22 protein-coding genes are annotated in these 25,380 nt (G+C 64.7%); 6 read left to right on the top strand and 16 right to left on the bottom strand.

From position 1 onward, the window contains the following. Nucleotides 1-52 precede the first annotated feature (52 nt). On the top strand, nt 53-1,255 hold the full coding sequence (locus ACWAT4_RS29170; RefSeq protein WP_212424876.1) for an MFS transporter: 1,203 nt from the start codon (nt 53-55) through the stop codon (nt 1,253-1,255). Here the strand turns inward: ACWAT4_RS29170 and ccoS are convergent. From ccoS to ACWAT4_RS29220, 10 genes are all read right to left on the bottom strand, one after another. Continuing rightward, on the bottom strand, nt 1,252-1,422 hold the full coding sequence (gene ccoS, locus ACWAT4_RS29175; RefSeq protein WP_212297869.1) for a cbb3-type cytochrome oxidase assembly protein CcoS: 171 nt from the start codon (nt 1,420-1,422) through the stop codon (nt 1,252-1,254). The genes ACWAT4_RS29170 and ccoS overlap by 4 nt on opposite strands. After that, on the bottom strand, nt 1,422-3,611 hold the full coding sequence (locus tag ACWAT4_RS29180; RefSeq protein WP_449728688.1) for a cation-translocating P-type ATPase: 2,190 nt from the start codon (nt 3,609-3,611) through the stop codon (nt 1,422-1,424). The genes ccoS and ACWAT4_RS29180 overlap by 1 nt, the downstream gene beginning before the upstream one ends. 9 nt (nt 3,612-3,620) lie before the next feature. Then, nucleotides 3,621-4,106 (bottom strand): FixH family protein, encoded by a 486-nt coding sequence (locus ACWAT4_RS29185; protein ID WP_212424874.1) that lies wholly within the window; start codon nt 4,104-4,106, stop codon nt 3,621-3,623. Between the two features lie 15 nt (nt 4,107-4,121). After that, entirely contained in the window at nt 4,122-5,588 is a 1,467-nt protein-coding gene (gene ccoG, locus ACWAT4_RS29190) for a cytochrome c oxidase accessory protein CcoG (RefSeq protein ID WP_212424873.1), read from the bottom strand. Between the two features lie 110 nt (nt 5,589-5,698). Then, the gene (gene ccoP / locus ACWAT4_RS29195; protein ID WP_212424872.1) at nt 5,699-6,571 is read right to left on the bottom strand and encodes a cytochrome-c oxidase, cbb3-type subunit III; all 873 of its coding nucleotides are present in this window, start codon (nt 6,569-6,571) and stop codon (nt 5,699-5,701) included. Between the two features lie 6 nt (nt 6,572-6,577). Continuing rightward, a complete protein-coding gene (locus ACWAT4_RS29200; protein WP_212297864.1) occupies nt 6,578-6,742 on the bottom strand; it encodes a cbb3-type cytochrome oxidase subunit 3 in 165 nt (54 codons plus the stop codon). Between the two features lie 13 nt (nt 6,743-6,755). After that, complete coding sequence (gene ccoO, locus ACWAT4_RS29205; protein WP_212297863.1) at nt 6,756-7,490, bottom strand: cytochrome-c oxidase, cbb3-type subunit II; 735 nt, start codon at nt 7,488-7,490, stop codon at nt 6,756-6,758. Between the two features lie 10 nt (nt 7,491-7,500). Further along, nucleotides 7,501-9,150: a cytochrome-c oxidase, cbb3-type subunit I gene (gene ccoN / locus ACWAT4_RS29210; protein ID WP_212297862.1), complete on the bottom strand. Its 1,650-nt coding sequence runs from the start codon at nt 9,148-9,150 to the stop codon at nt 7,501-7,503. Between the two features lie 212 nt (nt 9,151-9,362). Beyond that, the gene (locus ACWAT4_RS29215; protein ID WP_212297861.1) at nt 9,363-9,788 is read right to left on the bottom strand and encodes a CBS domain-containing protein; all 426 of its coding nucleotides are present in this window, start codon (nt 9,786-9,788) and stop codon (nt 9,363-9,365) included. Nucleotides 9,789-9,868: 80 nt separating this feature from the next. Beyond that, the gene (locus tag ACWAT4_RS29220) at nt 9,869-10,699 is read right to left on the bottom strand and encodes a universal stress protein (protein WP_212297860.1); all 831 of its coding nucleotides are present in this window, start codon (nt 10,697-10,699) and stop codon (nt 9,869-9,871) included. A gap of 208 nt (nt 10,700-10,907) precedes the next feature. On the opposite strand from ACWAT4_RS29220, the gene fixL reads away from it, so the two are divergent. The 4 genes from fixL to ACWAT4_RS29240 all read left to right on the top strand — a co-directional run bounded on the left by fixL (nt 10,908) and on the right by ACWAT4_RS29240 (nt 14,313). After that, on the top strand, nt 10,908-12,431 hold the full coding sequence (fixL, locus tag ACWAT4_RS29225; RefSeq protein ID WP_212424871.1) for a sensor protein FixL: 1,524 nt from the start codon (nt 10,908-10,910) through the stop codon (nt 12,429-12,431). Next, on the top strand, nt 12,428-13,045 hold the full coding sequence (fixJ, locus tag ACWAT4_RS29230) for a response regulator FixJ (protein ID WP_212297858.1): 618 nt from the start codon (nt 12,428-12,430) through the stop codon (nt 13,043-13,045). Before fixL ends, fixJ begins: the two co-directional genes overlap by 4 nt. 43 nt (nt 13,046-13,088) lie before the next feature. Next, nucleotides 13,089-13,511, top strand: a complete 423-nt coding sequence (locus tag ACWAT4_RS29235; protein ID WP_212297857.1) for a response regulator — start codon at nt 13,089-13,091, stop codon at nt 13,509-13,511. A 103-nt stretch (nt 13,512-13,614) separates the two neighbouring features. Further along, entirely contained in the window at nt 13,615-14,313 is a 699-nt protein-coding gene (locus ACWAT4_RS29240; RefSeq protein ID WP_212297856.1) for a helix-turn-helix domain-containing protein, read from the top strand. Between the two features lie 40 nt (nt 14,314-14,353). Here the strand turns inward: ACWAT4_RS29240 and ACWAT4_RS29245 are convergent, their stop codons facing one another. From ACWAT4_RS29245 to ACWAT4_RS29260, 4 genes are read right to left on the bottom strand one after another with little or no spacing between them, the layout of a single operon-like run. Further along, a complete protein-coding gene (locus ACWAT4_RS29245; RefSeq protein WP_212297855.1) occupies nt 14,354-15,667 on the bottom strand; it encodes an MFS transporter in 1,314 nt (437 codons plus the stop codon). A 23-nt stretch (nt 15,668-15,690) separates the two neighbouring features. Next, nucleotides 15,691-16,212: a PRC-barrel domain-containing protein gene (locus tag ACWAT4_RS29250; RefSeq protein ID WP_212297854.1), complete on the bottom strand. Its 522-nt coding sequence runs from the start codon at nt 16,210-16,212 to the stop codon at nt 15,691-15,693. A gap of 19 nt (nt 16,213-16,231) precedes the next feature. Beyond that, nucleotides 16,232-18,436: an amylo-alpha-1,6-glucosidase gene (locus ACWAT4_RS29255; RefSeq protein ID WP_449728689.1), complete on the bottom strand. Its 2,205-nt coding sequence runs from the start codon at nt 18,434-18,436 to the stop codon at nt 16,232-16,234. Nucleotides 18,437-18,495: 59 nt separating this feature from the next. Then, nucleotides 18,496-20,259 (bottom strand): ABC transporter ATP-binding protein, encoded by a 1,764-nt coding sequence (locus ACWAT4_RS29260; RefSeq protein ID WP_212297852.1) that lies wholly within the window; start codon nt 20,257-20,259, stop codon nt 18,496-18,498. A 276-nt stretch (nt 20,260-20,535) separates the two neighbouring features. Here ACWAT4_RS29260 and ACWAT4_RS29265 point away from each other — a divergent pair, with 276 nt between their 5' ends. Continuing rightward, nucleotides 20,536-21,606, top strand: coding sequence for a glycosyltransferase family 4 protein (locus ACWAT4_RS29265; protein ID WP_212297851.1), 1,071 nt, complete (start codon nt 20,536-20,538; stop codon nt 21,604-21,606). Nucleotides 21,607-21,752: 146 nt separating this feature from the next. On the opposite strand, the gene ACWAT4_RS29270 is transcribed toward ACWAT4_RS29265, so the two are convergent. Continuing rightward, nucleotides 21,753-23,681 carry an alkyl/aryl-sulfatase gene (locus ACWAT4_RS29270; RefSeq protein WP_449728690.1) on the bottom strand — a complete coding sequence of 643 codons (1,929 nt, stop codon included), beginning with the start codon at nt 23,679-23,681 and terminating at the stop codon, nt 21,753-21,755. A gap of 174 nt (nt 23,682-23,855) precedes the next feature. Beyond that, nucleotides 23,856-25,139, bottom strand: coding sequence for a TRAP transporter large permease (locus ACWAT4_RS29275; protein ID WP_349629487.1), 1,284 nt, complete (start codon nt 25,137-25,139; stop codon nt 23,856-23,858). Nucleotides 25,140-25,380 lie beyond the last annotated feature (241 nt).

Genomic DNA, 25,380 nt, shown 5'->3' on the forward strand with positions numbered 1-25,380 from the left:
CCAAGCCTTCCAGCCTGCCGGGCGCCGCACCCACCACAGGAGGAGCTGCATCATGGCCGACCTTTCCGCGCATGCCGGGACCGACGTGATCATCACGGATACGCACACCAAGCGAGTTGCGCTCCGTTCGCTTGTCATCGGCCTGACTGCTTTCCTGACCGTCGTCGACCTCTTCGCGACGCAGGCGATCCTACCCTCGCTGACGCGGCACTACGGTGTCACGCCCGCGGCGATGGGCTTTGCCGTCAATGCCAGCACCTTCGGCATGGCCATCGCAGGCCTCGTCGTCGGCTTTCTCAGTCCGCATATCGATCGCCGCACCGGAATCCTCCTCAGCCTGGCGCTTCTCGCGATCCCGACCAGCCTGCTGGCGGTCGCGCCAAACCTTGCAGTCTTCACCGCTCTGCGCATCGCCCAGGGTCTCTGCATGGCGTCTGCCTTCGCACTGACGCTGGCCCATCTCGGCGAGCAATGCAGCGCCATGGACGCCGGTACTGCGTTTGCCGCCTACATAACCGGAAACGTCGCCAGCAATCTGCTCGGCCGGCTGATCTCGGCGGCGGTCGCCGATGGCCTCGGATTGCAATGGAACTTCTATTTCTTCGCAAGCCTCAATCTCGCCGGCGCCGCGCTGGTCTACTTCACCATCAAACGCGTCCAGCCCGTATCACCGACCACGCCGGTGGGCGCTCCGTTTGCCGCCATGATCGCACATTGGCGCGATCCGCGATTGCGCGCCGCTTTCGGCATCGGCTTCTGCATCCTGTTCGCCTTCATCGGCACCTTCACCTTCGTCAATTTCGTCCTGGTCCGGCCGCCGCTGTCGCTCGGCATGATGGACCTCGGCCTGGTCTACTTCGTCTTCCTGCCGTCGGTCGTCACGACGTTGCTGGCTGGCCGGGCCGCATCGCGCCTGGGAACACGCGTGACGATATGGGCAGCGCTCGCGGTCGCCGGCGTCGGCTTGCCGCTGATGCTTTCTGCGCGTCTCGGCGAAGTGCTGATTGGAATGGTTCTGGTCGGTGTTGGCACATTCTTCGCGCAGGCCGCAGCCACCGGCTTCGTCGGGCAGACTGCGGCCGACAACCGCGGCGTTGCCAGCGGCACCTATCTGGCGTGTTATTTCGGTGGCGGACTGATCGGCACGGCCGTGCTCGGACGTCTGTTCGACGCCTTCGGCTGGCACGCGTGCGTGGCGGGTGTCGGCGTGGCGCTCGCGGCAGCGGCCCTCTTCACCTTCGCCTTGAAACGCTAGCGCTTCGCCGGCACTTCCTGCGGCGGCGGATCGTCGTCGGCAATGGCGCGCCAGGCGGCGCCGTCGAGATCGTCGTACTGGCCGCTGCGCAGCGACCAGAGGAAGGCGACGAGGCCGGCGCCTCCGAGCATCAGCGCCAGCGGCACAAGGAAGACCAGGATCTCCATCACACGAACTCCCGCGAGGCGCTGCGGGCGCGCAGCGAGTTCAGCATCACCAGGATCGAGGACCCGCTCATGGCAGCCGCCGCAATCAGGGGCGTCACGACGCCGCTGATCGCCACCGGCACGGCCAGCACATTATAGCCGATCGCGAGCCAGAGATTTTGCCGCATCAGATGCAGCGCCTTGCGCGCGGAATCGATGGCCGCAACGACAGGGGCCAGCGGCCGGCCGAGAAAGACGAGATCGGCGGTGGCCTGGCTGAGATGCGCGGCCGAGATCGGCGACATCGAGACATGGGCAGCCGCCAGCGAGGGCGCGTCGTTCATGCCGTCGCCGACCATCAGCACTTTCGCGCCGCGCCGCTTCAATTCCTCGATCCGCGCGATCTTGTCGGCCGGCGTGACGCCCGCGCGCCATTCGGCAACGCCCAGCGCATGAGCCGCCGCGATCACGGCGGGCTCGCGGTCGCCGGAGAGAATTTCGATGCCAATGTTGCGGTCCTTCAGCGCTGCGATCACGGCCTGCGCATCCGGACGCAGGCCCTGACGCACGGAGAGAATGAACCTGTCGGCCCCCTTGCTGAACGCCACGACGGACGCTTCGGGATCGAGCGTGACGCCGCCGACCAAAGCTTCGGCACCGCAGAAGGACGGCCGACCAAGGCGGATCTCGACACCATCCACCACAGCACGAACGCCCTGCCCGGCCTCCTCGACTGCACCGACGATCGGCGATTTTGCACCGGCGGCCTGCGCGACAGCAGCGGCGACCGGATGATGGCTCGACAGCGCGAGGCGGCCGGCGAGATCGAAGACGTCCGCAGGAATATCGGCCGCATTCGTCACGTCGAGATCCGGCAGCGTCAGCGTGCCGGTCTTGTCGAAGATGACGTGGTCGGCTTCGGCAAGCCGCTCGATGGCATCGCCGGAATTGAGCAGCACGCCTGCCTTGAACATCGCACCCGAGGCCACCGTCTGCACGGTCGGAATGGCAAGGCCGAGCGCGCAGGGACAGGTGATGATGAGGACCGCAACGCCGGTGACGATCGCATCGTGCCAGTTCGCTCCCGCGATGACCCAGCCAAGGATCGTGATCAGCGCGGTCGCATGCACCACCGGCGCATAGAGCCGCGAAGCGCGGTCGGCGAGCCGCATGTAGCGCGAGCGAGCCTGCAGGGCATTGTCGAGCAGGCGCGTGATCTCGGCGAGCAGCGTTGCTTCCGACGCGGCCGAGACCCGCACCCGCAACGTCCCGGAGATATTCATCGAGCCGGCATAGACCGGCGTGCCGTGCTCGGCCATGACATAGAGCGTCTCGCCGGTGATCAGGCTCTGGTCGATCTCGGAGCGCCCCTCGATCACGGTGCCGTCGACGGCGCAGCGCTCGCCCGGTCGCAGCAGCACGATGTCGCCGGGATGGATCGCAACGACCGGCACCTGCGAGATTTCATCAGGCCCGACGAACTTCGCCGCGGTCTCCGCCTTCAACGCCGCGAGATTGCCGGCGACCGCGCGGGTTCGCCGCCGCATGTTCTGGTCGAGGAAGCGACCGACCAGCAGGAACGTGAGCAGCATGATCGCCGCGTCGAAGTAGGCGTGCTCGGCATGGTTGACGGTCTCGACCACGGACATGCCGAGTGCAAGACACACGCCGATCGAAATCGGCACGTCCATGTTGGTGGTCTTGTTCGACAGCGCACGCCAGGCCGAACGGAAGAACGGCTGGCCGGCATAGGCCGCCGCCGGCAGCGCGATCAGCGCCGACAGCCAGTGGAAGAAGTCGCGCTGCTCCGGCAGCATGTCCGAGACGTTGCCCGACCATACCGGGATCGACAGCATCATCACGTTCATGGTGGCAAACGCGGCGACACCGAGGCAACGCAGCAGGAAGCGCGATTCGGCGACCTCGGTCGCTTCCGCGCTTTCGGTTTCGTAAGGATAGGCCTTGTAGCCGAGCTCTTCGAGCCGATCGATGAAACGGGCGGGATCGAGCGTGCCCTGTTTCCATTCCAGCGCGACGCGCCGGTCGGTGAGGTTCACCCGTGCCATCGTGACATCCGGGATGGCCTGCAGACCGCGCTCGATCTTGGCCATGCAGCCGGCGCAATGAACGCCCTCGACCGCCAGATCGATATGCTGAATGCCTGCGCCCGCGGCGCGGACGTAGTGAGAGAAATCGCGTGTCACCTGCATGGGAAGACCTCAGTTCAGGATCACGCGATTGCGCGACAGGAACACGCGCTCACCCTTGGCGTCACCCTCGATGACGAGATCCCACTGGCCCGGCGCAACCGAGGCCGCGTTGCCGCGATAAATGCCGACGCCGGCTTCCGCGAGCTCGACCGCAAGGTCGGCGCGCTTGTCGGTCGGCCGCTCCAGGCGCCCACCGAATTTCAAGCCGCTCACCGGCTGACCCGCCGCATCGCGCGCCTCGACCTGCAGCACGGCATTGCCATCGGCGCGCCGCTCGATATGCGCATTGACTTTCCATTTGCGCGCGGCCTGGTCCTGCGCCGCCGAGATCTCGCGGTCATAGGCGAGACCCGCGGCATAGGGGCTGTCGACGTCGGTGCCGGGCAGCGTCGCGATCGCGAGCTTCATCATGGTGACGTTGACGCCGATCACTACCCCGAAGAAGGCGACCAGCATCAGGAACACCTTGGTTCCGGTCAGCGGCTTGGTGGCCATGGCGATCTCCTGAACTTACGGCGCGACGAAATTGTCGGTGGTGGAGGCGACCTCGCCAAGCCCGATATCGGTGACGTGGAAGTGCACCGGGATCGACTTCTCCGGATTGTTGTCGGCCGGCGCGGTGACGAGCAGGCGCAGCTCACTGGTGGAGTCGCGCGGGACCACAATCATCGGCCTGTCGGGCGTTACCGAATCGACGCCGACGACGTGAATCGTGGAATTGACCGGGCCATCGGCGTCGATCGCGATGACGCGATCGTAGCCGCTCTTGTTCAACAGCCGCACCGTATAGGCATTTCGGATCGAGCCGTCGCTGAGCTTGACCGCGACCGGGTTGCGGTCGTGCAGCACGTTGACGTCGAGCAGGCTACGGGTCGCGAGCGTATAGATCATGATGCCGCCGACCGCGGCAATGATCGCGCTGTAGACCACCGTGCGGGCCCGGACGATGCGGTAGACCGGCGGCTTGCCTTCCTGGCGGCGATGGATGTTGATGTCGTTGTCATAGCCGATCAGCCGCTTCGGCCGACCGATCTTGGTCATCACGTTGTCGCAGGCGTCGATGCAGAGCCCGCACTGGATGCATTCGAGCTGCGGTCCGTTGCGGATATCGATGCCGGTCGGGCAGACCGCGACGCATTGGTAGCAGTCGACACAATCGCCGACCTGCTCGCCGAGCGCGCGCAGCTCCGCGGCCTTCTTGACCGAGGTGCGCTTCTCGCCGCGGTCGTAGCGATAGGTGACGTTGAGCGCCCATTCGTCGGTGAGCGCAGCCTGGATGCGCGGCCACGGGCACATATAGGTGCAGACCTGCTCGCGCATGTAACCGGCCAGCACGTAGGTCGTGGCCGTCAGGATGCCGATCCAGCTATAGGCGATCATCGGCGCCTGGAAGGTCAGGAGCTCTTTCACCAGCGTCGGGGCGTCGTTGAAATAGAGCACCCAGGCGCCACCGGTCCACCAGGCGATCATGAGCCAGATCGCGTGCTTGAGCCCGATCTCGGAGGCGCGCTTGATCGTCAGCGTACCGGCCGATTTATCCTTCCGCATCCGCTCGCGGCGGTCGCCCTCGACGAGGCGCTCGACCGCGTAGAACAGGTCGGTCCAGACCGTCTGCGGGCAGAGATAGCCGCACCAGATGCGGCCGCCGACCGAGTTCATCAGGAACAGCGCCACCGCGGCAACGATCAAGAGGCCGGTGAAGTAGTAGACCTCCTGCGGCCACAGCTCGATGAAGAAGAAGTAGAAGCGGCTGTTGGGGAGATCGATCAGCACCGCCTGGCTGGGGGCGCCGAGGCCGCGGTTCCAGCGCACGAAGGGCAGGAAGTAGTAGACGCCGAGGCAGAACGCCATCAGGCCCCATTTGATCCGGCGAAAGGTGCCGGAGACGCTCTGGGGATAAACCTTCTTGCGGGCTGCATAGAGCGGCCCGTTGTCATCAACCGGTGTGAGGTCTTTCGGGTTTACGGTCTTGTTCATCGCTCGGGACTCTCGAAGAGGTGCGATTAAACCTAGACCCGACGCCGCTGGGTCAGTTGATCCAGCTCAAGCGGGGGCATTTTTGTTCGCCCCCGCTTGTCGCCATGAGGCTATTTTCCACCGCCCAGCGAGTGGACGTAGACTGCCATCGCCTTGATGGTGGCGGGATCGAGCCGCCCTTCCCAGGCCGGCATGACGCCGGCGCGGCCATTGCCGATGGTCTCGATCAGGACCGCCTCGTCGGAGCCGTAGAGCCAGATCTTGTCGGTCAGATTGGGCGCGCCGAGTTCCTGGTTGCCCTTGCCGCCATCGCCATGGCAGGCGACGCAATTGTCGACGAAGATCTTCTCACCCTTGGCGGCGTCATAACCCTTCCTGGTCGAGAGGCCGGACAGCGAGCGCACGTAATTGGCGACCGTGACGATCTCTTCTGGCTTCAGCACGCCGTCCTTGCCGAAGGCCAGCATCTGGCCCTCATGCGTCTTGGCGTGGCCGGAGCGTGCGCCGAACTGGATGGTCTGCATGATCTGGTCGAGCGTGCCGCCCCACAGCCAGTCGTCGTCGTTCAGGTTCGGGAAGCCCTTGGCGCCGGCAGCGCCGGAGCCATGGCACGGCGCGCAATTGTCGCCGAACACGGTCTTGCCCTTGGCGCGAGCGAGCGCCAGCAAGGCCGGGTCCTTCTCGATGTCGGCGAGCGAGGCAGTGCCGAGTGCCGCCATCTTGTCACCCCGGATCTTCTCGAGATTGGCAAGCTCGACCGCGACGTCGGCGCGCGACGAGTAGCCGAACAGGCCCGTCGTGTTGCTCGATATCAGCGGCCAGGCCGGATAGACGACCCAATAGGCGACCGCCCAAACGATGGTCAGGTAGAAGCAGATCACCCACCAGCGCGGCAGCGGCGTGTTGAGCTCCTTGATGCCGTCCCACTCATGCCCGGTCGTGGCCCTGCCGGTGACGGAATCGATTTCACTATGGTCGGTCATGATCTCTCACTCCTCCCGCAGCGGCAGGCTGGCCGCTTCGTCGAACACAGCCTTGTTGCGAGGCCAAAACGCGTAGGCGATGATCGCGAGAAAGATCGCGACGAAGACTGGCGTCCAGATCGTGGTCACGAGACCGGACGCGAGATTGTCGAGTGTCAGGATGGCTTTCATCGGTGATGCCTTCTCAGCGAAGATTGGCTTTCTCGTTGTAGAGCTTGAAGTCGACCAGCGTGCCGAGCATCTGCAGGTACGCGATCAGCGCGTCCATCTCGGTCGGCGTTCCGGTCTTGCCGTCGAAATTGCGCACGACGGCCTTGGCGTAGCGCTTGGTGAAGGCATCGCCGCCGGCATTGTCCGGATCGGCCTGGGCCTTCATGTCGGCGGCCGCGTTGGCGATCTGGTCGTCGGTATAGGGCACGCCGACGGTCCGCAGCGTACGCATGTGGTCGGCAATCGTGTCCGTGTTGACCTCCGTTTGAGCCAGGAAGGGATAGCCCGGCATCACCGACTGCGGCACGATGGCACGCGGGTTGGTCAGATGGGTCACGTGCCAGTCGTCGGAATATTTGGCGCCGACGCGAGCAAGGTCAGGCCCGGTACGCTTCGAGCCCCACTGGAACGGATGGTCGAACATGCTCTCGGCGGCTAGCGAGAAGTGGCCGTAGCGCTCGACCTCGTCGCGCAGAGGCCGGATCATCTGCGAATGGCAGAGATAGCAGCCCTCGCGGACGTAGACGTTGCGGCCGGCGAGCTCCAGCGGCGTGTAGGGCCTGACGCCGTCGACCACCTCGATCGTGCTCTTGAGGTAGAACAGCGGCGTGATCTCGACGAGACCGCCGATCGCGATCACCAGCAGAATGCCGACGACCAGGATGATCGAGTTCTTTTCGAAGACTTGGTGGCGTGTCCAGAACGACATGGGAAGCTCCTCATTCCGCCGGCTGAAGAGCGACGGGCATCTGGACTTCCTGCTCGCCGACGCGAACGGTCATCCAGAGATTGTAGGCCATGATCAGCGCGCCGATCAGGAACAGCGCCCCGCCGGCGGCACGGATGATGTAGAAGGGATGCATCGCCTCGACGGTCTCGATGAAGGAATATTCGAGGAAGCCGAGCGAGGTGTAGGCGCGCCACATCAGGCCCTGGAGGATGCCGGACACCCACATCGCGGAGATGTAGAGAACGATGCCGAGCGTGGCGATCCAGAAGTGCCAGTTGACGAGCTTGAGGCTGTAGAGGCCCTTGCGATTCCAGACCCACGGCACCAGGCAGTACAGCGCGCCGAAGGAGACGAAGCCGACCCAGCCGAGCGCGCCGGAATGCACGTGGCCGATGGTCCAATCGGTGTAGTGGCTGAGCGAGTTGACCACCTTGATCGACATCATCGGGCCTTCGAAGGTCGACATGCCGTAGAAGGCGACGGAGACGACCAGCATGCGCAGCACGGGGTCGGTCCGCAGCTTGTCCCAGGCGCCCGACAGCGTCATCAGGCCGTTGATCATGCCGCCCCAGGAGGGCATCCACAGCATGATCGAGAAGGTCATGCCGAGCGTCTGCGTCCAATCCGGCAGCGCCGTGTAGTGCAGATGGTGCGGGCCGGCCCAGATGTAGAGGAAGATCAGCGCCCAGAAGTGGATGATCGAGAGCCGGTAGGAATAGACCGGCCGCTCGGCGCGCTTCGGGATGAAGTAGTACATGATGGCGAGGAAGCCGGCGGTCAGGAAGAAGCCGACCGCGTTATGGCCGTACCACCACTGGAACATGGCATCCTGGATGCCGCCCCAGGCGATGTAGGATTTGGAGCCGAAGAACGACACCGGCAGCGCGGGGTTGTTGCCCAGATGCAGAACCGCGATCGTCACGATGAAGGCGAGATAGAACCAGTTCGCGACGAAGATGTGCGGTTCCTTGCGCTTGATAATGGTGCCAAGGAAAACGAGCAGATAGGCGACCCAGACGATGGTCAGCCAGAGGTCGGCGTACCATTCAGGCTCGGCATATTCCTTCGACTGAGTGACGCCGAGCAGATAGCCCGTGCCGGCGATGAGGATGAAATAGTTGTAGCCCAGCACGACGAACCAGGGCGCGAGATCGCCGACGAGGCGCGCGCGGCAGGATTTCTGCACCACGTAGAAGGACGTGCCGATCAGCACGTTGCCGCCGAAGGCGAAGATCACGGCGGAGGTGTGCAGCGGCCGCAGCCGGCCGAATTGGATCCAGGGCAGATCGAAGTTCAGCGCGGGCCAGGCCAGCTGCGAGGCGATGATGAGCCCGACCAGGAAGCCGGCGATGCCCCAGAACATTGCCATGAATGCGGTGAACTTGATCGGACCCATGTTGTAGTTGGGCCGTCCATTGATCTCCGCGGGCGGCAGCGCCGCCGGGCGGTCGTAGTAGCGGTTGATGATGAAGAACACCGCGGCCAGGCTCGCCGCCGCGCTCAGTGCGGCGTGGAAGGCGAAGGGCGCATCGAGCGCCTTGGCCGAGGCGATCAGGCACAGGAAGGCAGTGACCGCGAATATGAACGCCAAGCCGCTTTCGCCTGTCGTCATGGTTTTCGAGATGGAGGGCTGGGGCATCGCGGATTCTCTCTGAAAGAACACGCAGCCAGAAAACACATTCACCCTCGCGAGGAATTGATTGAAATCAAGATGGATGGATTTCTGTTAATGTGAGGCCGCTGAAGGTTGGCGAACGATATCAAGCGCCTGGACATCGCGCCGAGCCCATCGCGCGCTGCCGTCTCCGGGAAATCACGGGGCCTGGAACCGCAGGATTTGAGGACGTCTCGTCAGTCGCTCGCGGTTGCCTTCAGCGCCGCGATGACGTCTTCGCGCGCAACGATGCCGACCAGCTTTTGGGTGCCGTCGAGCACGATGATGCTGCGGATCCGGTGCTCGACCATGATCTGGAGCACGCGCGTCAGCCGCGTGTCGGGGCTGACATAGATGAACTCAGGCGTCATGACGTCGCCGACCTTGCGACTCATCAGGTCGTGATAGCGCGGCAACATCTGGCTCGGCGTGAACGCAAAGCACTTCAGGATGTCGAATTTGGTGACGATGCCGACGACCTGGCCGTCGTCCTCGACCGGATAAGAGTTGAAGTCGTCCTGCTCGAACATCTCGCTGAGTGCGAGCAGATTGTGGTCACGCTGCACCGTGCGGACGTTGCGCGTCATGTAGCTTTCGACGGTCTGTTCAAGGAATTTGTACACGGCGCGTCCTCATTGATTGTTCTCTGCCGGCCAAACCTTCAAGGACTTGCCTTCAAGGACTTGCCTTCAGTATCTGGCCGTCAGTGCGACAACAGCACGCAGCGGGCGGTTTGCGTGATCAGATATTCCGTGACGCCGCCGAGAATCAGCTCGCGGAAGCGGGAATGGCCGTAGGCACCGGCGACGATCAAACCGGCTCCGACATCGCTGGCGATCCTCTCCAATTGCACGGCAGCGGTTTCGCTCGCCGCCTCCGGAACCCGCGCCGTCGCGGTGACGCCGTGACGGGCGAGCCAGGCGGCGACGTCGCTGACATGCGCCATCACCCCCGAGCGGTCATCGTCCGCTTCCGGAATCTCGACCACGACGACATCCTTGGCCTTGCGCAGCATCGGCAGCGCATCGGCCACCGCGCGCCGCGATTCCGGGGTGTCCTTCCAGGCCACCAGCACGCTGCGCAGATCGAGCCAGTTGATTCGGTCGGGCACGACCAGCAGCGGCCGGCCGGTCTGCATCACCAGATCCCTGGGGCTTGCCATCGAAAAGGCATCGGAGAAGGTCGGGCTCTGCCCACCGCTGACGATGATGTCGGCGCAGCGCGCCTGTGCCAGGACGTATCGTGCGGGAAAATCCATGGCGCTGCGCCACTCCGCACGCCCGTTGCGCGTCCTGGTCGCGGCGCGGAATTGCGCCTCCAGTTCGGCAAGGCGCTGCTTGACGGAGCCCTCCTCCTGATCGATCAGGCGCTGGGCCTCGGCACCATCGGTGAAGTAGAGCGGCGGCGCGAATCGCGCTGCGGCGATCCCAACGATCGCCGCCTCGAATCGTTCGGCAAGCTCGCCCGCGACCTGGAGGCGCGCGGTGTTGAGCTGATCCAGCGCCAGGCTGACCATCACGGTCGCGTATGTCATCGGGAATCTCCGGAGCGGTGAGCTTTGACGAAAGTGTAAGCCCGCGCCAGCCCGGCAGAATGAGATAGATCAAATCGCCCCCGGGGCCGTGCCGCGGGAAATCCACCAGCGGAATCAGACATCGGAACTTGCCTCCGGCGCGGCGTTGGGCGAAATTACCGGCATGTTCGCGGCACCTTGCCGCAGCTTGCACAATGGGAGCCATGACTTGTCGCCGACCCGCGTAACGCACCCGCCGGACGATCATCGCGGCGAGCATTTCCGGGTCCGGATCGAAGGGTTCGGCGTCGGCACCTGGGATCTCGACCTCACGACGCGCGAGCTGGAATGGTCGGAAACCGCGCGGATGCTGCTCGGTATCGAGCAGGGCCAGCCGGCGAGCTACGACCTCTTCCTGTCGCGCCTCGAGCCCGGGGACCGCGAGCGCGTCGAGGCTGCGATCAGGCAGGTCACCGGGCATGGCGGCGGCTTCGACGTCTCCTTCAGGATTGCCGGCATGTCCGACCGGGGCAAATGGATCAGGGCCCGCGCCGGCCTGATCAGGGACGAGGCCGGCACCGCCCGTCATCTCAGCGGCATCTTGCTCGACATCGACGAGGAAAAGCAGGTCGAGGAAGCCCTGCGGACGCGCGAGACCCACCTCCGCTCCATCCTCCACACCATTCCGGACGCCATGATCGTCATCGACGGCCGTGGCATCATGCAGCTGTTCAGCACGGCGGCCGAACGCCTGTTCGGCTGGTCCGAGCATGAGGCGATCGGCCAGAACGTCAGCATTCTGATGCCGGAGCCGGACCGCACCCGCCACGACAGCTACATCGCACGCTATCGCTCGACCAACGACCCGCACATCATCGGCATCGGCCGCATCGTGACCGGCAAGCGCCGCGACGGGACCACCTTCCCGATGCACCTGTCGATCGGCGAGATGCAGTCGGGCGGCGAGCCCTATTTCACCGGCTTCGTCCGCGACCTCACCGAGCACCAGCAGACGCAGGCACGGCTGCAGGAATTGCAATCCGAGCTCATGCACGTCTCGCGGCTGACCGCGATGGGCGAGATGGCATCCGCGCTCGCCCACGAGATCAACCAGCCGCTGGCTGCGATCAGCAACTACATGAAGGGGTCGCGGCGATTGCTCGCCGGCAGCCAGGACCCGAACACGCCGAAAGTCGAAAGCGCGCTGGATCGCGCGTCGGAGCAGGCGCTCCGCGCCGGCCAGATCATCCGGCGGCTGCGCGATTTCGTCTCCCGCGGCGAATCCGAGAAGCGAATCGAGAGTCTGTCGAAACTGATCGAGGAAGCCGGCGCGCTGGGGCTCGCCGGTGCACGCGAGCAGAACGTTCAGCTCCGCTTCAATCTCGATCCGAACGCCGATCTCGTGCTCGCCGACCGGGTACAGATCCAGCAGGTGCTGGTCAATCTGTTCCGCAACGCGCTGGAAGCGATGGCGCAGTCGCCGCGGCGCGAGCTCGTCATCGCCAACAGGCACATCCGGGACGACATGATCGAGGTGGAGGTATCGGACACCGGCTCCGGCTTCCGCGACGACGTCATTCCAAACCTGTTTCAGACCTTCTTCACCACCAAAGAGACCGGCATGGGCGTGGGATTGTCGATCAGCCGCTCGATCATCGAGGCTCACGGCGGCCGCATGGTCGCCGAGAACAACGCATCGGGCGGCGCTTCATTCCGCTTCACCCTGCCAGCAGCCGACGAGACTGATCAATGACGACCAAGGGACATGTTTACGTCATCGACGACGACGAGGCGATGCGGGATTCACTCAACTTTCTGCTGGATTCCGCAGGCTTCGGCGTCACGTTGTTCGACAACGCGCAAGACTTCCTCGACACCCTGCCCGGCCTCGCCTTCGGTTGTGTCGTCTCCGACATCAGGATGCCGGGCCTCGACGGGATCGAGCTCCTGAAGCTGATGAAGAGCCAGCACTCGCCGTTTCCGATCCTGATCATGACAGGCCACGGCGACGTGCCGCTCGCAGTCGAGGCGATGAAGCTTGGCGCCGTCGACTTCCTGGAAAAGCCGTTCGAAGACGACCGCTTGACCGCCATGATCGAGGCCGCCATCCGCCAGGCCGAACCGGCGGCAAAGAGCGAGGCCGTGGTCCAGGACATTGCCGCCCGCGTCGCCTCCTTGAGCCCGAGGGAGCGTCAGGTCATGGAGGGGCTGGTCGCGGGGCTCTCCAACAAGCTGATCGCCCGCGAGTACGACATCAGCCCGCGCACCATCGAGGTGTACCGGGCCAATGTCATGACCAAGATGCAGGCCAACAGCCTTTCGGAATTGGTGCGGCTGGCCATGCGCGCCGGCATGCTCAGGGATTGAGACAGGTCAAGTCGGTGCTCTCCCGCTGTGCTACGTAGTCAGAATGATCGAAATCGGCTCGCACCCTCAGCGGCTGCCAGTGGCATCACCCGCACAGCTCGTTGTCTACGTGGTGGACGACGATGACGCCGTGCTGGGATCGCTGCGCTTCCTGTTGGAAACCGACGGCTTTGCCGTGCGGACCTTCCGGAACGCCACGGCGTTGCTCAACGCGACGAGCCTGCCGGACGCGGACTGCTATGTGATCGACTACAAGATGCCCGATATCAACGGCATCGAGCTCGCCGGCCGGCTGCGTCAGTCCGACGGCGACATCCCGGTGATCCTCATCACCGGCTATCCGGACGGTAATATCTCGGCCCGGGCGGCGGCGGCAGGCGTAAAAGATGTGATTTTGAAGCCGCTTCTCGACGAAAACTTGGTCAAGCGCATCCGCGCGGCCATCCAGGATCGGCGCCGGAATTGACCTACGGGGTTCTACGTAGGTAACCCCCCTTAAGATATCTCGCGAAATTTTCGAAGCATCCGATACCGCGTAGGAAAGCGTCATCACAACGGAGATGGCGCAGATGCTGACCCAGACACTCAACACCCAGGCGATCAACACCCAAATCGGTGGCAAGATTGCCCCAGCCCATCCCGTCTCGGACCAGTTCGGCGCGATCACCGGCCATGTCGGCCTGGTCGCCACCGAGTTCTCCTACCGCAAGGATGAGGAGATCTACGGCGAAGACGAGCCGGCCGAATACGTCTATCAGGTCGTCTCCGGCGCGGTCCGCACCTACAAGCTCCTCTCCGACGGCCGCCGTCAGATCGGCGCCTTCCATCTTGCCGGCGACGTGTTCGGCCTCGAATCCGGCCCCAGCCATCGCCTCGCCGCTGAAGCCATCATCGACACCAGTGTGCGGCTGGTGAAGCGCTCGAGCCTGGAGAAGGCCGCCGGCACCGACGTGCAGGTCGCCCGCAAGCTCTGGGCCATGACGGCGGGCGAGTTGCGCCACGCCGAAGACCACATGCTGCTGCTTGGCCGCAAGACCGCGATGGAGCGGGTTGCAACCTTCCTGCTCGAAATGGATCGCCGCCTCGCCGTCGCCGGCATGATGGCGCTGCCGATGTGCCGCCGCGACATCGGCGACTATCTCGGCCTCACCCTCGAGACCGTCTCGCGCGCGCTGTCGCAGCTCCACAGCCAGGGCATCCTGGGTTTCTCCGGCGCCCGCCAGATCGTGCTGCGCAACCGTCAACGCCTGCACAATCTCGACGCCTGATCTTTTCGTCCTCCCTACCAACTTGGCCGGCTGAATTCGTTCAGCCGGCCAATTCTTTTGCGGCCGTCATACCCGTGCGCCGGGTTTCCGGCATCACGAACAGGATCAGCAACAGCCCGGTCGCGGCGATGCTCGCCAGGCCGAAGAATGCGGTGGCATTGCCGAATTTGTCGCTGACATAGCCACCAAGCGCGGTGCTCAGCGACGCGCCGATACCGGTCGCGGTGCCGACGATGCCCTGTGCCAGATTGAAGTGCCCGCTGCCGAAGGCGACATCGGCCACGATCAGCGGAATCATCACCGCGAACACCGCGGCTGTGAAACCGTCGAACACCTGCACCAGCACCAGCAGATAGGGATCGCGCACAGTCGCGAACAACAGGCCGCGGATCGTCAGTGCACCGAATCCGATCAAGAGCAGCGGCCGACGGCCCCACGCTTGCGCCTTGCGTCCGACCGAGGGCGACAGCAGTGCCACGATCGCCTGGGGGACGATGATGCAGGCCGCCACCAGCACCGTCGCCCACTGGCTCGATCGCGCCGTCACCGCGCTTGCCATCAGCGGCATCATCGAGGCGTTAGCCAGTTGCAGCAGCAATACGCTGAGCGCAAACACGATGAGCGGCCGCTGCCGGATCAGGTGCCAGATATTGGTGTCGCCGGGAACCGGCGCCTCGCGCGGCATCTCGCCGTGGCAGCGCGCGATGTCGACCTCCTCCTCGCGGATGCGCGACAGCGCGATCAGGGTCGGGATCGCGAGCAGGAAGGTGACCAGAAACACCGAGCGGCTCGACAGCAGATAGCCGGCCGTGCCCATCACCGCGGCGGCGACACCGTTGCCGAGCGAGGCAAAGCGGGCGTTGCGACCGAGCCGCTCGCCGATCGCGAGCGGACCGACGAGACCAAGGCTGATCGCTGCGATCGCCGGGCCCAGCACGCAGCTCGCCGCCGCATGCAGCGTGGCCGCGCTCACCACGACGGCGAAGACCGGCATCGCCGCATAGGCGAGCGCGCAGCAGCCGATGGTCGCGATCGCAAGTGCGGCCACCAGCCGCTCGGATTTCGCGGCGTCGATGATGGCGCCGCCCGGCATCTGGCCGATCAGCGCGACGATGCCCCCGATCGACAGCACGAAGCCGATCTCGACCTGAGTCCATTTCTGCGTCGTCAGATAAACCGCGATGAAGGGACCGAAGCCGGTTTGCACGTCGGCGAGGAAGAAGATGAACCAGTCGAGGCCGCGCAGGCTGCGGCGCGAGGGCGCCGGAATGGCCGCAAGGATGGGCGCGGCGACGTTGTCCTGTTCAACGCGTCCCTCGCGATCTGCATGGTTCGGCTTCCTCGACAAGAGCACAGGCGGTCAGCCCTCCCCCCTCCTCACTGGATGGCTTGCAGCGGTTGAAGACTGCCGGACGCGCCGAGCACGACCATCGGCGTGTCTTCCTTGTATTCCGGCGCGGCCGCGACCTGCGCCTTAGTCAATTCCAGCGTGATGCTGTCCTTCTTGTTGGCGATCTTGCCGAAGCGTAGCGCATTCCAGTCCACCACGATCTTGCGGCTGCCGACGCCGAGGAAGCCGCCGAAATCGATCACGGCGGCGCGGACATGACCCTCGCGATCGACGATGACGTCGACGATGCGGCCCATGTCCTCATCCGCCGCACTGCGCACGTCGCGGCCGAGCACGCCGTGGGCGTCGCTGGCGCCGATGATGGTCACCGATGGCGGCGGCGCGGCATCTTTCGGCGTCACCGGCACGACCGAGGCCGGCGGCTGCACCGTCGGCGGCGCCTTCGCCTCATTGGTGGTCGCGGGCAGCTCCTCCGCAGCCTGCGATACGGCAACCGTCAATCCCGCAACAATCGCCATGCTCAAGATCAACCATCCGGCGGTACGCATAAATCCTCCTCGCAGGCCGCTAATGCGCCAGCACGATCGACACCTGGATCCTGCCGCGCGTGCGCAGCACCTCGAGCGCCACATCGTGGCCGTGGCGGCTGACGCGCAGATCCACGCTGGATTGGCCAAGCCGCAGATCGCGCAGGATGACCTCGTTCAGGAACGCCGGCAGATGCGGATTGCGCAGGCGGATCTCGCAGCGCGCGACATCGAATTCGATGCCGAGTGCGGCCTCCAGCAGCGTGAACGGCGTCGCACTGGCCCAGGCCTGCGGGGCGCAGGCGACCGGATACAGCGTCGGGCCACGCCGCTTCTCACGGCGAAAGCCGCAGAACAATTCCGGCAGCCGCCGCAGATCCATATAGGTCGCGGCATCGAACAGGCCCTTGAACACATGCGCGACCGAGTGCTTCAGCCCGTAATGCGCGAGCCCGAGTGCGATGAGCGCGTTGTCGTGCGGCCAGATCGATCCGTCGTGATACGACATCGGATTGTAACGCACCTCGCCGCGCGCGACGGTGCGGATGCCCCAGCCCGAGAAGAAGTGCGGCCGCATCAGATCGGCAGCAACGAGACGGGCGCGGTCCTCGCGGATCATGCCGCTGAACAGCACCTGCCCGGCATTCGAGGTGCGGACCTCGCATCGCCGCTTGTTGCCGTCGAGCGCGAGTGCATAGGTGCCGAGCTCCTCGCACCAGAATGCCTCCTCGAAGCGCTCGGCGAGCGTCCTGGCCTCCGCCTCGAGCCGTTTCGCGAGGTCGGGCTTGCCAAGCTGCAGCGCACATCGCGCGGCGAGCTGTTTTGCCGCGTAGACATAGCCTTGCACCTCGGCGAGCGCGATATTGCCTTCCGCGAGCTTGCCGTCGGCGTGAAAGATGGCGTCGTAGGAGTCCTTCCAGCCCTGATTGGCGAGGCCTTTTTCGGTGGCGCGCTGATATTCGACGAAGCCGTCCTGGTCGGGGTCGCCGGGACCGTCGATCCAGGCGAGCCCCGCCTCGATCGCCGGCCACAGCTCGACCAACGTCTTCTCGTCGCCGGTGCGCTCGAAATAGCGCCCCGCGAGCAGGACGAACAAGGCGGTGGAATCCACGCTGCCGTAATATTGCGAGAACGGCACCTCGCGCAGCGCCGCCATCTCGCCGCCGCGCATCTCGTGCAGGATCTTTCCCGGCGCGGCGTCGGCGAGCGGATCGACGGCCTTGGCCTGGAAATGGGCAAGCCGACGCAGCACGCCCTTGGCCACCCGCGGATCGACCCACAGCATCTGCAGCGCCGTGATCAGGCCGTCGCGGCCGAATGTCGTCGAGTACCAGGGAATACCGGCATAGGGATAGCGCCCCTGCAGCGTCTCCGTCGTCAGCATGTTGAGGTCGGCCATGGCCTGGCACAGCACCTCGTTGAAGATGTTGTTGGAGGTCTCGATGCTCGCCGCCCCGATCGCCGACCGCCGCATCTCGCGGCGGTGGGCGAGCAGCCCCCTGAAGAACCGCGCCGGCTTCTCCGCCACCGGCCGGTTGCAGGACACGGCCACGAACAGCGATTTGGTCTCATGCGGCTCCAGCTCGAGCTGCCAGGTCGCGGCATTGACCGAAAGCCTGGTTGGGCGCGGATCGAAATGCAGGCCGGTGGTTCGCTCGGCATCGTCGAGGCCGCGATATTCGAACAGCACGTCGGTCGGTCCGACCAGCTTGCTGGTGCCGGTGCCGCGGCGCGGTCGCCGTTCGCCACGCACCTCGAACAGGTCGGCAAAATCGTTGTCGAACAGCAGCGTCAGCTCGAAGGCGGCCGGTTGCTCGCCATGGTTCTGTAACCCGATGCGCTGATACGCCGTGCCGCGCCACAGAAAGATGGTGCGCACGATGTGCAGCAGGTCCTTTTGCAGGACGAGACGGCCCTGCCGGTAGATGTCGGGATTGGTGAGATCGACCGTCAGTCCCGAATTGTCGTCGCGCAGGTTCGAGCCGAGCAACAGGGGCTGGAGATCGTCAAGCACGAGCTCCAGCCGCGCCAGATAACGTGTATCATGGTTGAACAGGCCATCCGGCCCGCCGGCCGAAGCGCCGATGTCGCCATGGCTGTCCAGCACGATAAAGGTGTCATCATGCTTGAGAGACCGCCGCGGTCGCGCGGCGGGGCCCGTCATCGGAATGTAGAACGCCTGCTCCGCGACGGCCTCCGCCGTCTGCGATACCGAGATGATCTTGGTTGCGGCTTCGGCTGCCATGAGCTGCTCCCCTGCGTCTTGTTTTGCGAACGCGACCAACGCAAACGCAACTATCGGGCTTACGCGGCAAACTTCGCGAGCCGGCTCATTTCCTGCGTCACCAGCTCACGATACGGACCGTGGCCCTGCATCAGCCGGTCGGGCGCGCCATCCTCGATGATCTTGCCGTTCCTGAGCACGACCACGCGGTCGAAATTGCGCAGCGTGGCCAGGCGATGCGCGATCGCGATCACGGTGCGGCCGCGCATCAGCCGCGTCAGCGCCTCGCGGATCGCTTCTTCGGATTCGCTGTCGAGCGCCGCAGTGGCCTCGTCGAGCAGCAGGATCGGCGCGTCCTTGAGGAAGGCGCGCGCGATCGCGATGCGCTGGCGCTGGCCGCCGGACATTTTGACGCCGCGGTCGCCGACCATGGTGTCGAGACCTTCGGGCAGGCTGTCGATGAAGTCGCAGCGCGCCGCGATCGCCGCGCGCAGCACCTCGTCGTCGGTCGCGTTGGGCCGGCCATAGCGGATGTTCTCGCGAATGGAGCGATGGAACAGGGAGATGTCCTGCGGCACGACGGAGATCGCCTCGCGCAGGCTCTGTTGCGTCACCATGGAGATGTCCTGGCCGTCGACCGTGATGCTGCCTTCGTCCACGTCGTAGAAGCGCTGCAGCAGTGTAAACAAGGTCGATTTGCCGCCGCCGGACTGACCGACCAAACCGACGCGCTGGCCCGGCTGCAGCCGCAGGCTGAACCGCTCAAAAATCTTCTCAGCGCCGGGATAGCCGAAGGTGACGTTGTTGTACGCGATCGCGGCGCCGCTCTTGACCAGCGGCTCGGCCTCGGGATGATCACGCAATTCATGCGGCACCAGGAGCGTGGCGATCGCCTCGGTCAGGCGCGCGACGTGCTGGGTGACGTCCACGAGCGCCACCGCGAGATCGCGCGTCGCGTTGAGGATCGACAGGCCGAGCGTGCAGACCAGGACGACATCGCCGGTGGTCGCCTCGCCCTGCTGCCAGAGCGTGATCGCCCAGGCCATCAGCGCCACCGTCAGGACGACGGTCACGCCGGCGTGAGTGAGCCGCAGCTTCTCCAAATAGCGCAGGCTCCGCCCTCGCGCCGTGAGCTCACGGTTCACCGTCGCGTCGAAGCGCTCATGCTCGTGGCCGATGCCGCAGAAGGCGCGGACCAGCGGCATATTGCTGATGACGTCGATCATCTCACCGTCGACCACGGCCGCCTTGTCGGCGAAATCGTCATGCAGCGGCTTGCCGGCCGCGGCCAGATGGAACATCGCGACTACCATGCCACCGGCGATCACGATCAGGCCGAGGGCCATGTAAGGGCTGACGGTTCCAATCAGCATGATGGCCGCAACCGTGGCAATGCACGGCGGCAACACATTCCAGACGAACATGTTCTCGACGGTGAACACGGCATTGGATGTGGCCGTAATGCGGCTGGTCAGCATGCCCGGCATCCGGTCCGAGAAATAGCTCGGCGCGTGCCCGGTCAGATGACGAAATATGTCACGGCGTAAATCGCCCGTGACCCGAACGAAGGTGAAGCTCGCCGTCCAGCTCGCGATCCGCCACAGAAAGTTATCGGCGGTGATCAGCGACATGAGCAGGATGAATGCCAGCCATACGCTGCCACCATGCGAGGTTCCCGCCGACAAACTATCGACGAGGGATTTAACTCCGTACTGCGTGCCCACGGAGCAGGCAACCGCCGCAACGACGGCGGTGAGGATCACCAGATGCGACGCGAGCCGCCGCCTAAGATAGCGCAAGACAAAGGCAAATGGCCTGCGCGCGTATCCAGAAAGATGATCCATGTGACACTTGACCCCGTTATGATGATCCAATTTTTCTTACTGGCCGATTGAACATCGACCAGTTCGCCTCGGTTCCCGGGCAATGTCATCACGACATGCGGATGCGGACGATCTGAGATGATGCGATGGCAGCATCGAGACACGCGCGCGATGTGTCCAATAAGTAACGTTTGTTGAGGGGAACTTCGCAAGTGCGGAAACGTTCCCTTGGCTGGCATAGCCGGTGCCGACGCGCTGGGGGTTTCAACGTTCAATGATCGCAGAGGAGATGGTGAGATGCGCATCGCGCAGGTAGCTCCGTTGACGGAGGCTGTTCCACCCAAGCTGTATGGCGGCACCGAGCGGGTGGTGCATTGGTTGACGGAAGAGTTGGTTGCCCTTGGACACGATGTGACGCTGTTCGCCAGTGGCGATTCCCAGACGTCGGCAAAGCTGGACGCGCTATGGCCGCGGGCGCTGCGTCTCGACGGTTCCGTGCGCGATCCCAACGCGCTGCACATGGTGCTGCTGGAGCGGGTGCGGCAGAAATGTGACGACGAGGAGTTCGACTTCCTCCACTTCCATCTCGACTATTATCCGTGGTCGCTGTTCTACCGGCAGCCGACGCCGTTCCTGACCACGCTGCACGGCCGGCTCGACCTGCCGGAGCATCAGCCGGTCTTCAGCACCTTCTCCAAGATGCCGGTGATCTCGATCTCGAACGCGCAGCGGCGGCCGGTGCCGCAGGCGAACTGGGTGACGACGATCCACCACGGCCTGCCGGAGAATCTGCTGAGGCCGAAGCCGGCGAAACAGGAATATCTCGCCGTGCTCGGCCGTATCGCGCCGGAGAAAGGCGTCGACCGCGCCATCAAGATCGCGATGCATTGCGGCATCCCGCTGAAGATCGCGGCCAAAGTCGATCGGGCCGACCAAGATTACTATGACGAACTGATCAAGCCGATGATCCAGAACAATCCGCTGGTGGATTTCATCGGCGAGATCAGCGATCACGAGAAGTCCGACTTCCTGAGCGGTGCACTCGGCCTGCTGCTGCCGATCGACTGGCCGGAGCCGTTCGGCCTGGTGATGATCGAGGCGATGGCCTGCGGCACACCGGTCGTCGCCTTCAATCGCGGCTCGGTGCCCGAGATCATCGACGAGGGCCTCACCGGCTTCGTGGTCGAGGACATCCTCAGCGCCGCCGGCGTGGTGGGCCGCCTCGCGCAGCTCGACCGCACAGCCATCCGCAAGCAGTTCGAGAAGCGCTTTACGGCGCGGCGGATGGCGCTCGACTATCTCGCCGCCTATCGCAGCCTGACCGAGGCCACCGCGCCACGGATCAAGCTGGTGAGCAGCGCGGAGTAAGGCAGCCACAACCTCTACTGTCGTCCCGGACAAGCGCGTCCAAAGCGCGCGCCGATCCGGGACCCATACGCCGCAGCGATAGTTTGGCGAAGACTCGGAGTGACCAGTCTCGCCACACGACTTCAATATGTCGCGCCAGCGGTGCCCTACACCACCACCGTCCGCTTCGGCTCGACGATCTCGAACATCCGCGGGAATTCGTCCATCAGCCCCATCAGCTCGGCGAGCTTCATCGGGTTGCCCGACAGCTTGACCTTGCCGGCAGCGACGGCCTCCGGAAAGCTCGCCAGCTTCGCGATCACCTCATCCAGCGTGGCGCGCGCCAGCGTGAAGCTGGCATCCGCGTTGTCGGCCTGCACGCCTTCCGTATAGGTGAGCGCGCAGTTTTCGAGGTTGAGCACGAACGTCTCGCCGGTGTCGGAAAAGCTCCAGTTCAGCACGATGTGCTTTCCCTCCGCCTTCGGGCCGTTGAGGCGAATCCCGAGCACGTCCCAGAGCTGTGAGGTGCGCAGCGCCGCCAGCGTCTCGCGCGGCATCGGCGGGCGCGGCGGAGTCTTCGGCATGCCTTGCCGCAACTCCTGCGCGCCGAACAGATAGGCGTTGCGCCAGGTCGAGCTCTCGGCGGCATAGCCGAGCTGCTCCAGCGTATCCGCCAGCAATGCGCGCGCCGCCTGATTGTCCGGCTCGGCGAAGACGAGATGGCCGAGCGCCTGCGCGACGAAGCGGAACTCACCCTTGTCAAAGTCCTTGCGCGCCCGCGCCAGGATCGCATCCGCGCCGCCCATGTACTCGACATACTTCTTGCCCGACTCCACCGGCGGCAGCGGATCGAGGTTGACCGGATTGGCGTCGTACCAGCCGAGATATTTCTGGTAGATCGCCTTCACGTTATGGCGGATGTGGCCGTAATAGCCGCGGCCGTGCCAGGCACCTTCGAGGCTCTTCGGCAACTGGATGGTCTCGGCGATCTCGGCGGCATTCAGGCCATGGTTCATCAGGCGGATGGTCTGGTCGTGCGCGAATTTGTAGAGGTCGCGCTGCTGGCGGATCATGGTGTCGATCCGCTCGCGTCCCCACACCGGCCAGTGATGCTGGCCGCACATCGCTTCCGCCTTGCCGCCCCACAGATGCAAGGCTTCGCCCAGGTACTTCGACCAGGCCAGCGCGTCGCGCACGTCGGCGCCGCGGAACGGCAGCAGATTGTGGAAATTATGCGTGCAATTCTCGGCGAGGTTCAGAAGCTTGTAGCGCGGAAGGAAGAAGTGCATCTCCGCCGGCGCTTCGCTGTTCGGTGCCATCTGGAATTCGAACTCGACGCCGTCGATCACGCGCCTGTCGCCGGTCGCCACGATCAGATCGGTCGGCCGCAGCAGCGCAACGCCTCCGGCGGCCATCGACTTGCCGAGCCCGTTGTCGACCTGCCCGCGCACGCCCTTGGCGAGGAACGGCCCGAACTGATATTGCGCCCGGCGCAACATCGCGGGCCCCGCGATGATGTTCTCGGAGACCGCATGCTCCATGAACAGGTTCGGCGCGATGATCGGCACGCGCCCGGTCGCCAGCGCATCCTCCTCCAGCACGCCGCGCGCGCCGCCCCAGTGATCGGTGTGGGTGTGGGTGAAGATGACGGCCGCGACCGGCTTCAGGCCGCGATGCCGAAAGTAGAGATCGAGCGCGGCGCGCGCGCCCTCGATCGAGGTCAGGGTGTCGACGACAATGACGCCGCTGTCGCCCTCGATCAGCGTCATGTTGGCGATGTCGAGGCCGCGCACCTGGTAGACGCCGGGGACGACCTCGAACAGGCCGTGCTGCATGTTGAGCCGCGACTGCCGCCACAGGCTGGGATTGACCGTCGGCGGCGCCTCCGCAGCGGACAGAAAGCCATAAGGCTCGAGGCTCCAGACCGTTCGCCCTTGCGGATTCGTAATCTTCGCGTGCTCGATCGTGCCGAGAAAGCCGCGCGCAGCGTCGTCGAAATCCCGCGTGTCGGAAAACGGCAGCGCATTCAGCATCGCCTGATGCTGCGCAATGACGGACGGCGTTGCGTCCTTCGGCTCGCTGCTGAATTCAGTCATTTTGCGTCCTCCCGGCCTGATGCGCGGCATCTAACCGCATCTCGCGGTCGATTGCTATCGCTGGCGGAGGACTGATGTTTAGCCCGGATGGAGCGAAGCGCAATCCGGGGCCATCTATCGAAACGTGCAAAAACCCGGATTAAGCTTCGCTCCATCCGGGCTGCGAGATGCCCCTCAGTGCATCCCGAGCACCCGCGGCAGCCACAGCGTCAAATCGGGCCAATAGGTCACGATGACGAGGAAGCCGAGCATGGTGAGCAGCCACGGCATCACCGCTCCCGCGAGATCCGTGATGCGCATTCGCGCGATCATCGATGCGACGTAGAGGTTCAAGCCGACGGGCGGATGGCAGAGGCCGACCTCCATGTTGACGTCCATGACGATGCCGAAATGGACGAGGTCGATGCCGAGCTTCTTGGCCGCCGGCGCCAGGATCGGCGCCATGATCAGGATGATCGAGTTCGGCTCCATGAAGTTGCCGGCGAGCAGCAGCAGCACGTTGACGACCAGGAGGAAGCCGACCCAGCCGAGGTTTTGCGCCGCGATCCAGTCGGCGAGCGTCGCCGGCAGGTTCTCGTTGGAGAGCACGAAGGAGAACAGCACCGCGTTGGTGACGATGTAGAGCAGCATCGCGCTGGTGTTGGCGGCGCGCAGCAGCACCCGCGGCACGTCCGACATCTTGATCGCCTTGTAGACGAACACCGCGATGATGAAGGAATAGACCGCGGCCATTGCGGCGGCTTCGGTCGCGGTGAACAGGCCGCTATAGATGCCGCCGATGATGATGACGACCAGCATCAAGCCCCAGATGCTCTCGCGGAAGGCGTGGACGGTCTCGCCCCAGGTCGCCTTCGGCAGCCGCGGATAGTCGCGCTTGCGCGCGAGCCACCAGGTGACGATGCAGAGCATCGTCGTCAGGAGGATGCCGGGCAGCAGGCCCGCGACGAACAGCGCGCCGATCGAGGTGTTGGTCGACACCGCGTAGACGATCTTCGGGATCGACGGCAGCATCAAGATGCCGAGCGAGCCGGCGACGGTGATGATGCCGGCGCCGAAGCGCATGGGATAGCCGTGACGGACCATCTCCGGCAGCACGATGGCGCCGATCGCGGCGACCGTCGCCACGCTCGAGCCGCAGACCAGCGCGAACATCGCGCAGGCGACGATGCCGGCGAGGCCGAGGCCGCCGTGCCAGTGCCCGATCAGCGAGGTCGCAAAATTGATCATGCGCCGCGCGACGCCGCCATGGGTGAGGAAATTGCCGGCGAGGATGAAGAACGGGATCGCCATGATCTCGAAGCCCTCGATGCCGGTGAAGAGCTTCATCGAGACGGCTTCGATCGGCACCGCGGTCAGCGTGAACAGGAACGTCATCACGGTGAGACCGAGCGCGATCGAAACCGGGATGCCGGTCAGCATCAGCGCGATCAGAAGCGCGAATACGGTCGCCGCGCGCATCCAGTGCGGCAGCACGATGAAGCCGGTCTTCTCGGCAAGGCAGAGCGCGAAGATCAGGACCGGCGCCATGATCAGGATGACGCCGAGCGGCGACACCTTTCGCGAGGCAGCCTTCGTTGCCGCACCGGCCGGCTGCGGATGCAGCACTGGCGAGCCGTCGGCCTGCACGCCCTCGACATGGGCCTCGTCATGATGCGGCAGTTCACCGGTCCGGAGATAGGACCAGGAGACCTGGAGGAAG

It is taken from the genome of Bradyrhizobium sp. T-1 (genome assembly GCF_053592855.1).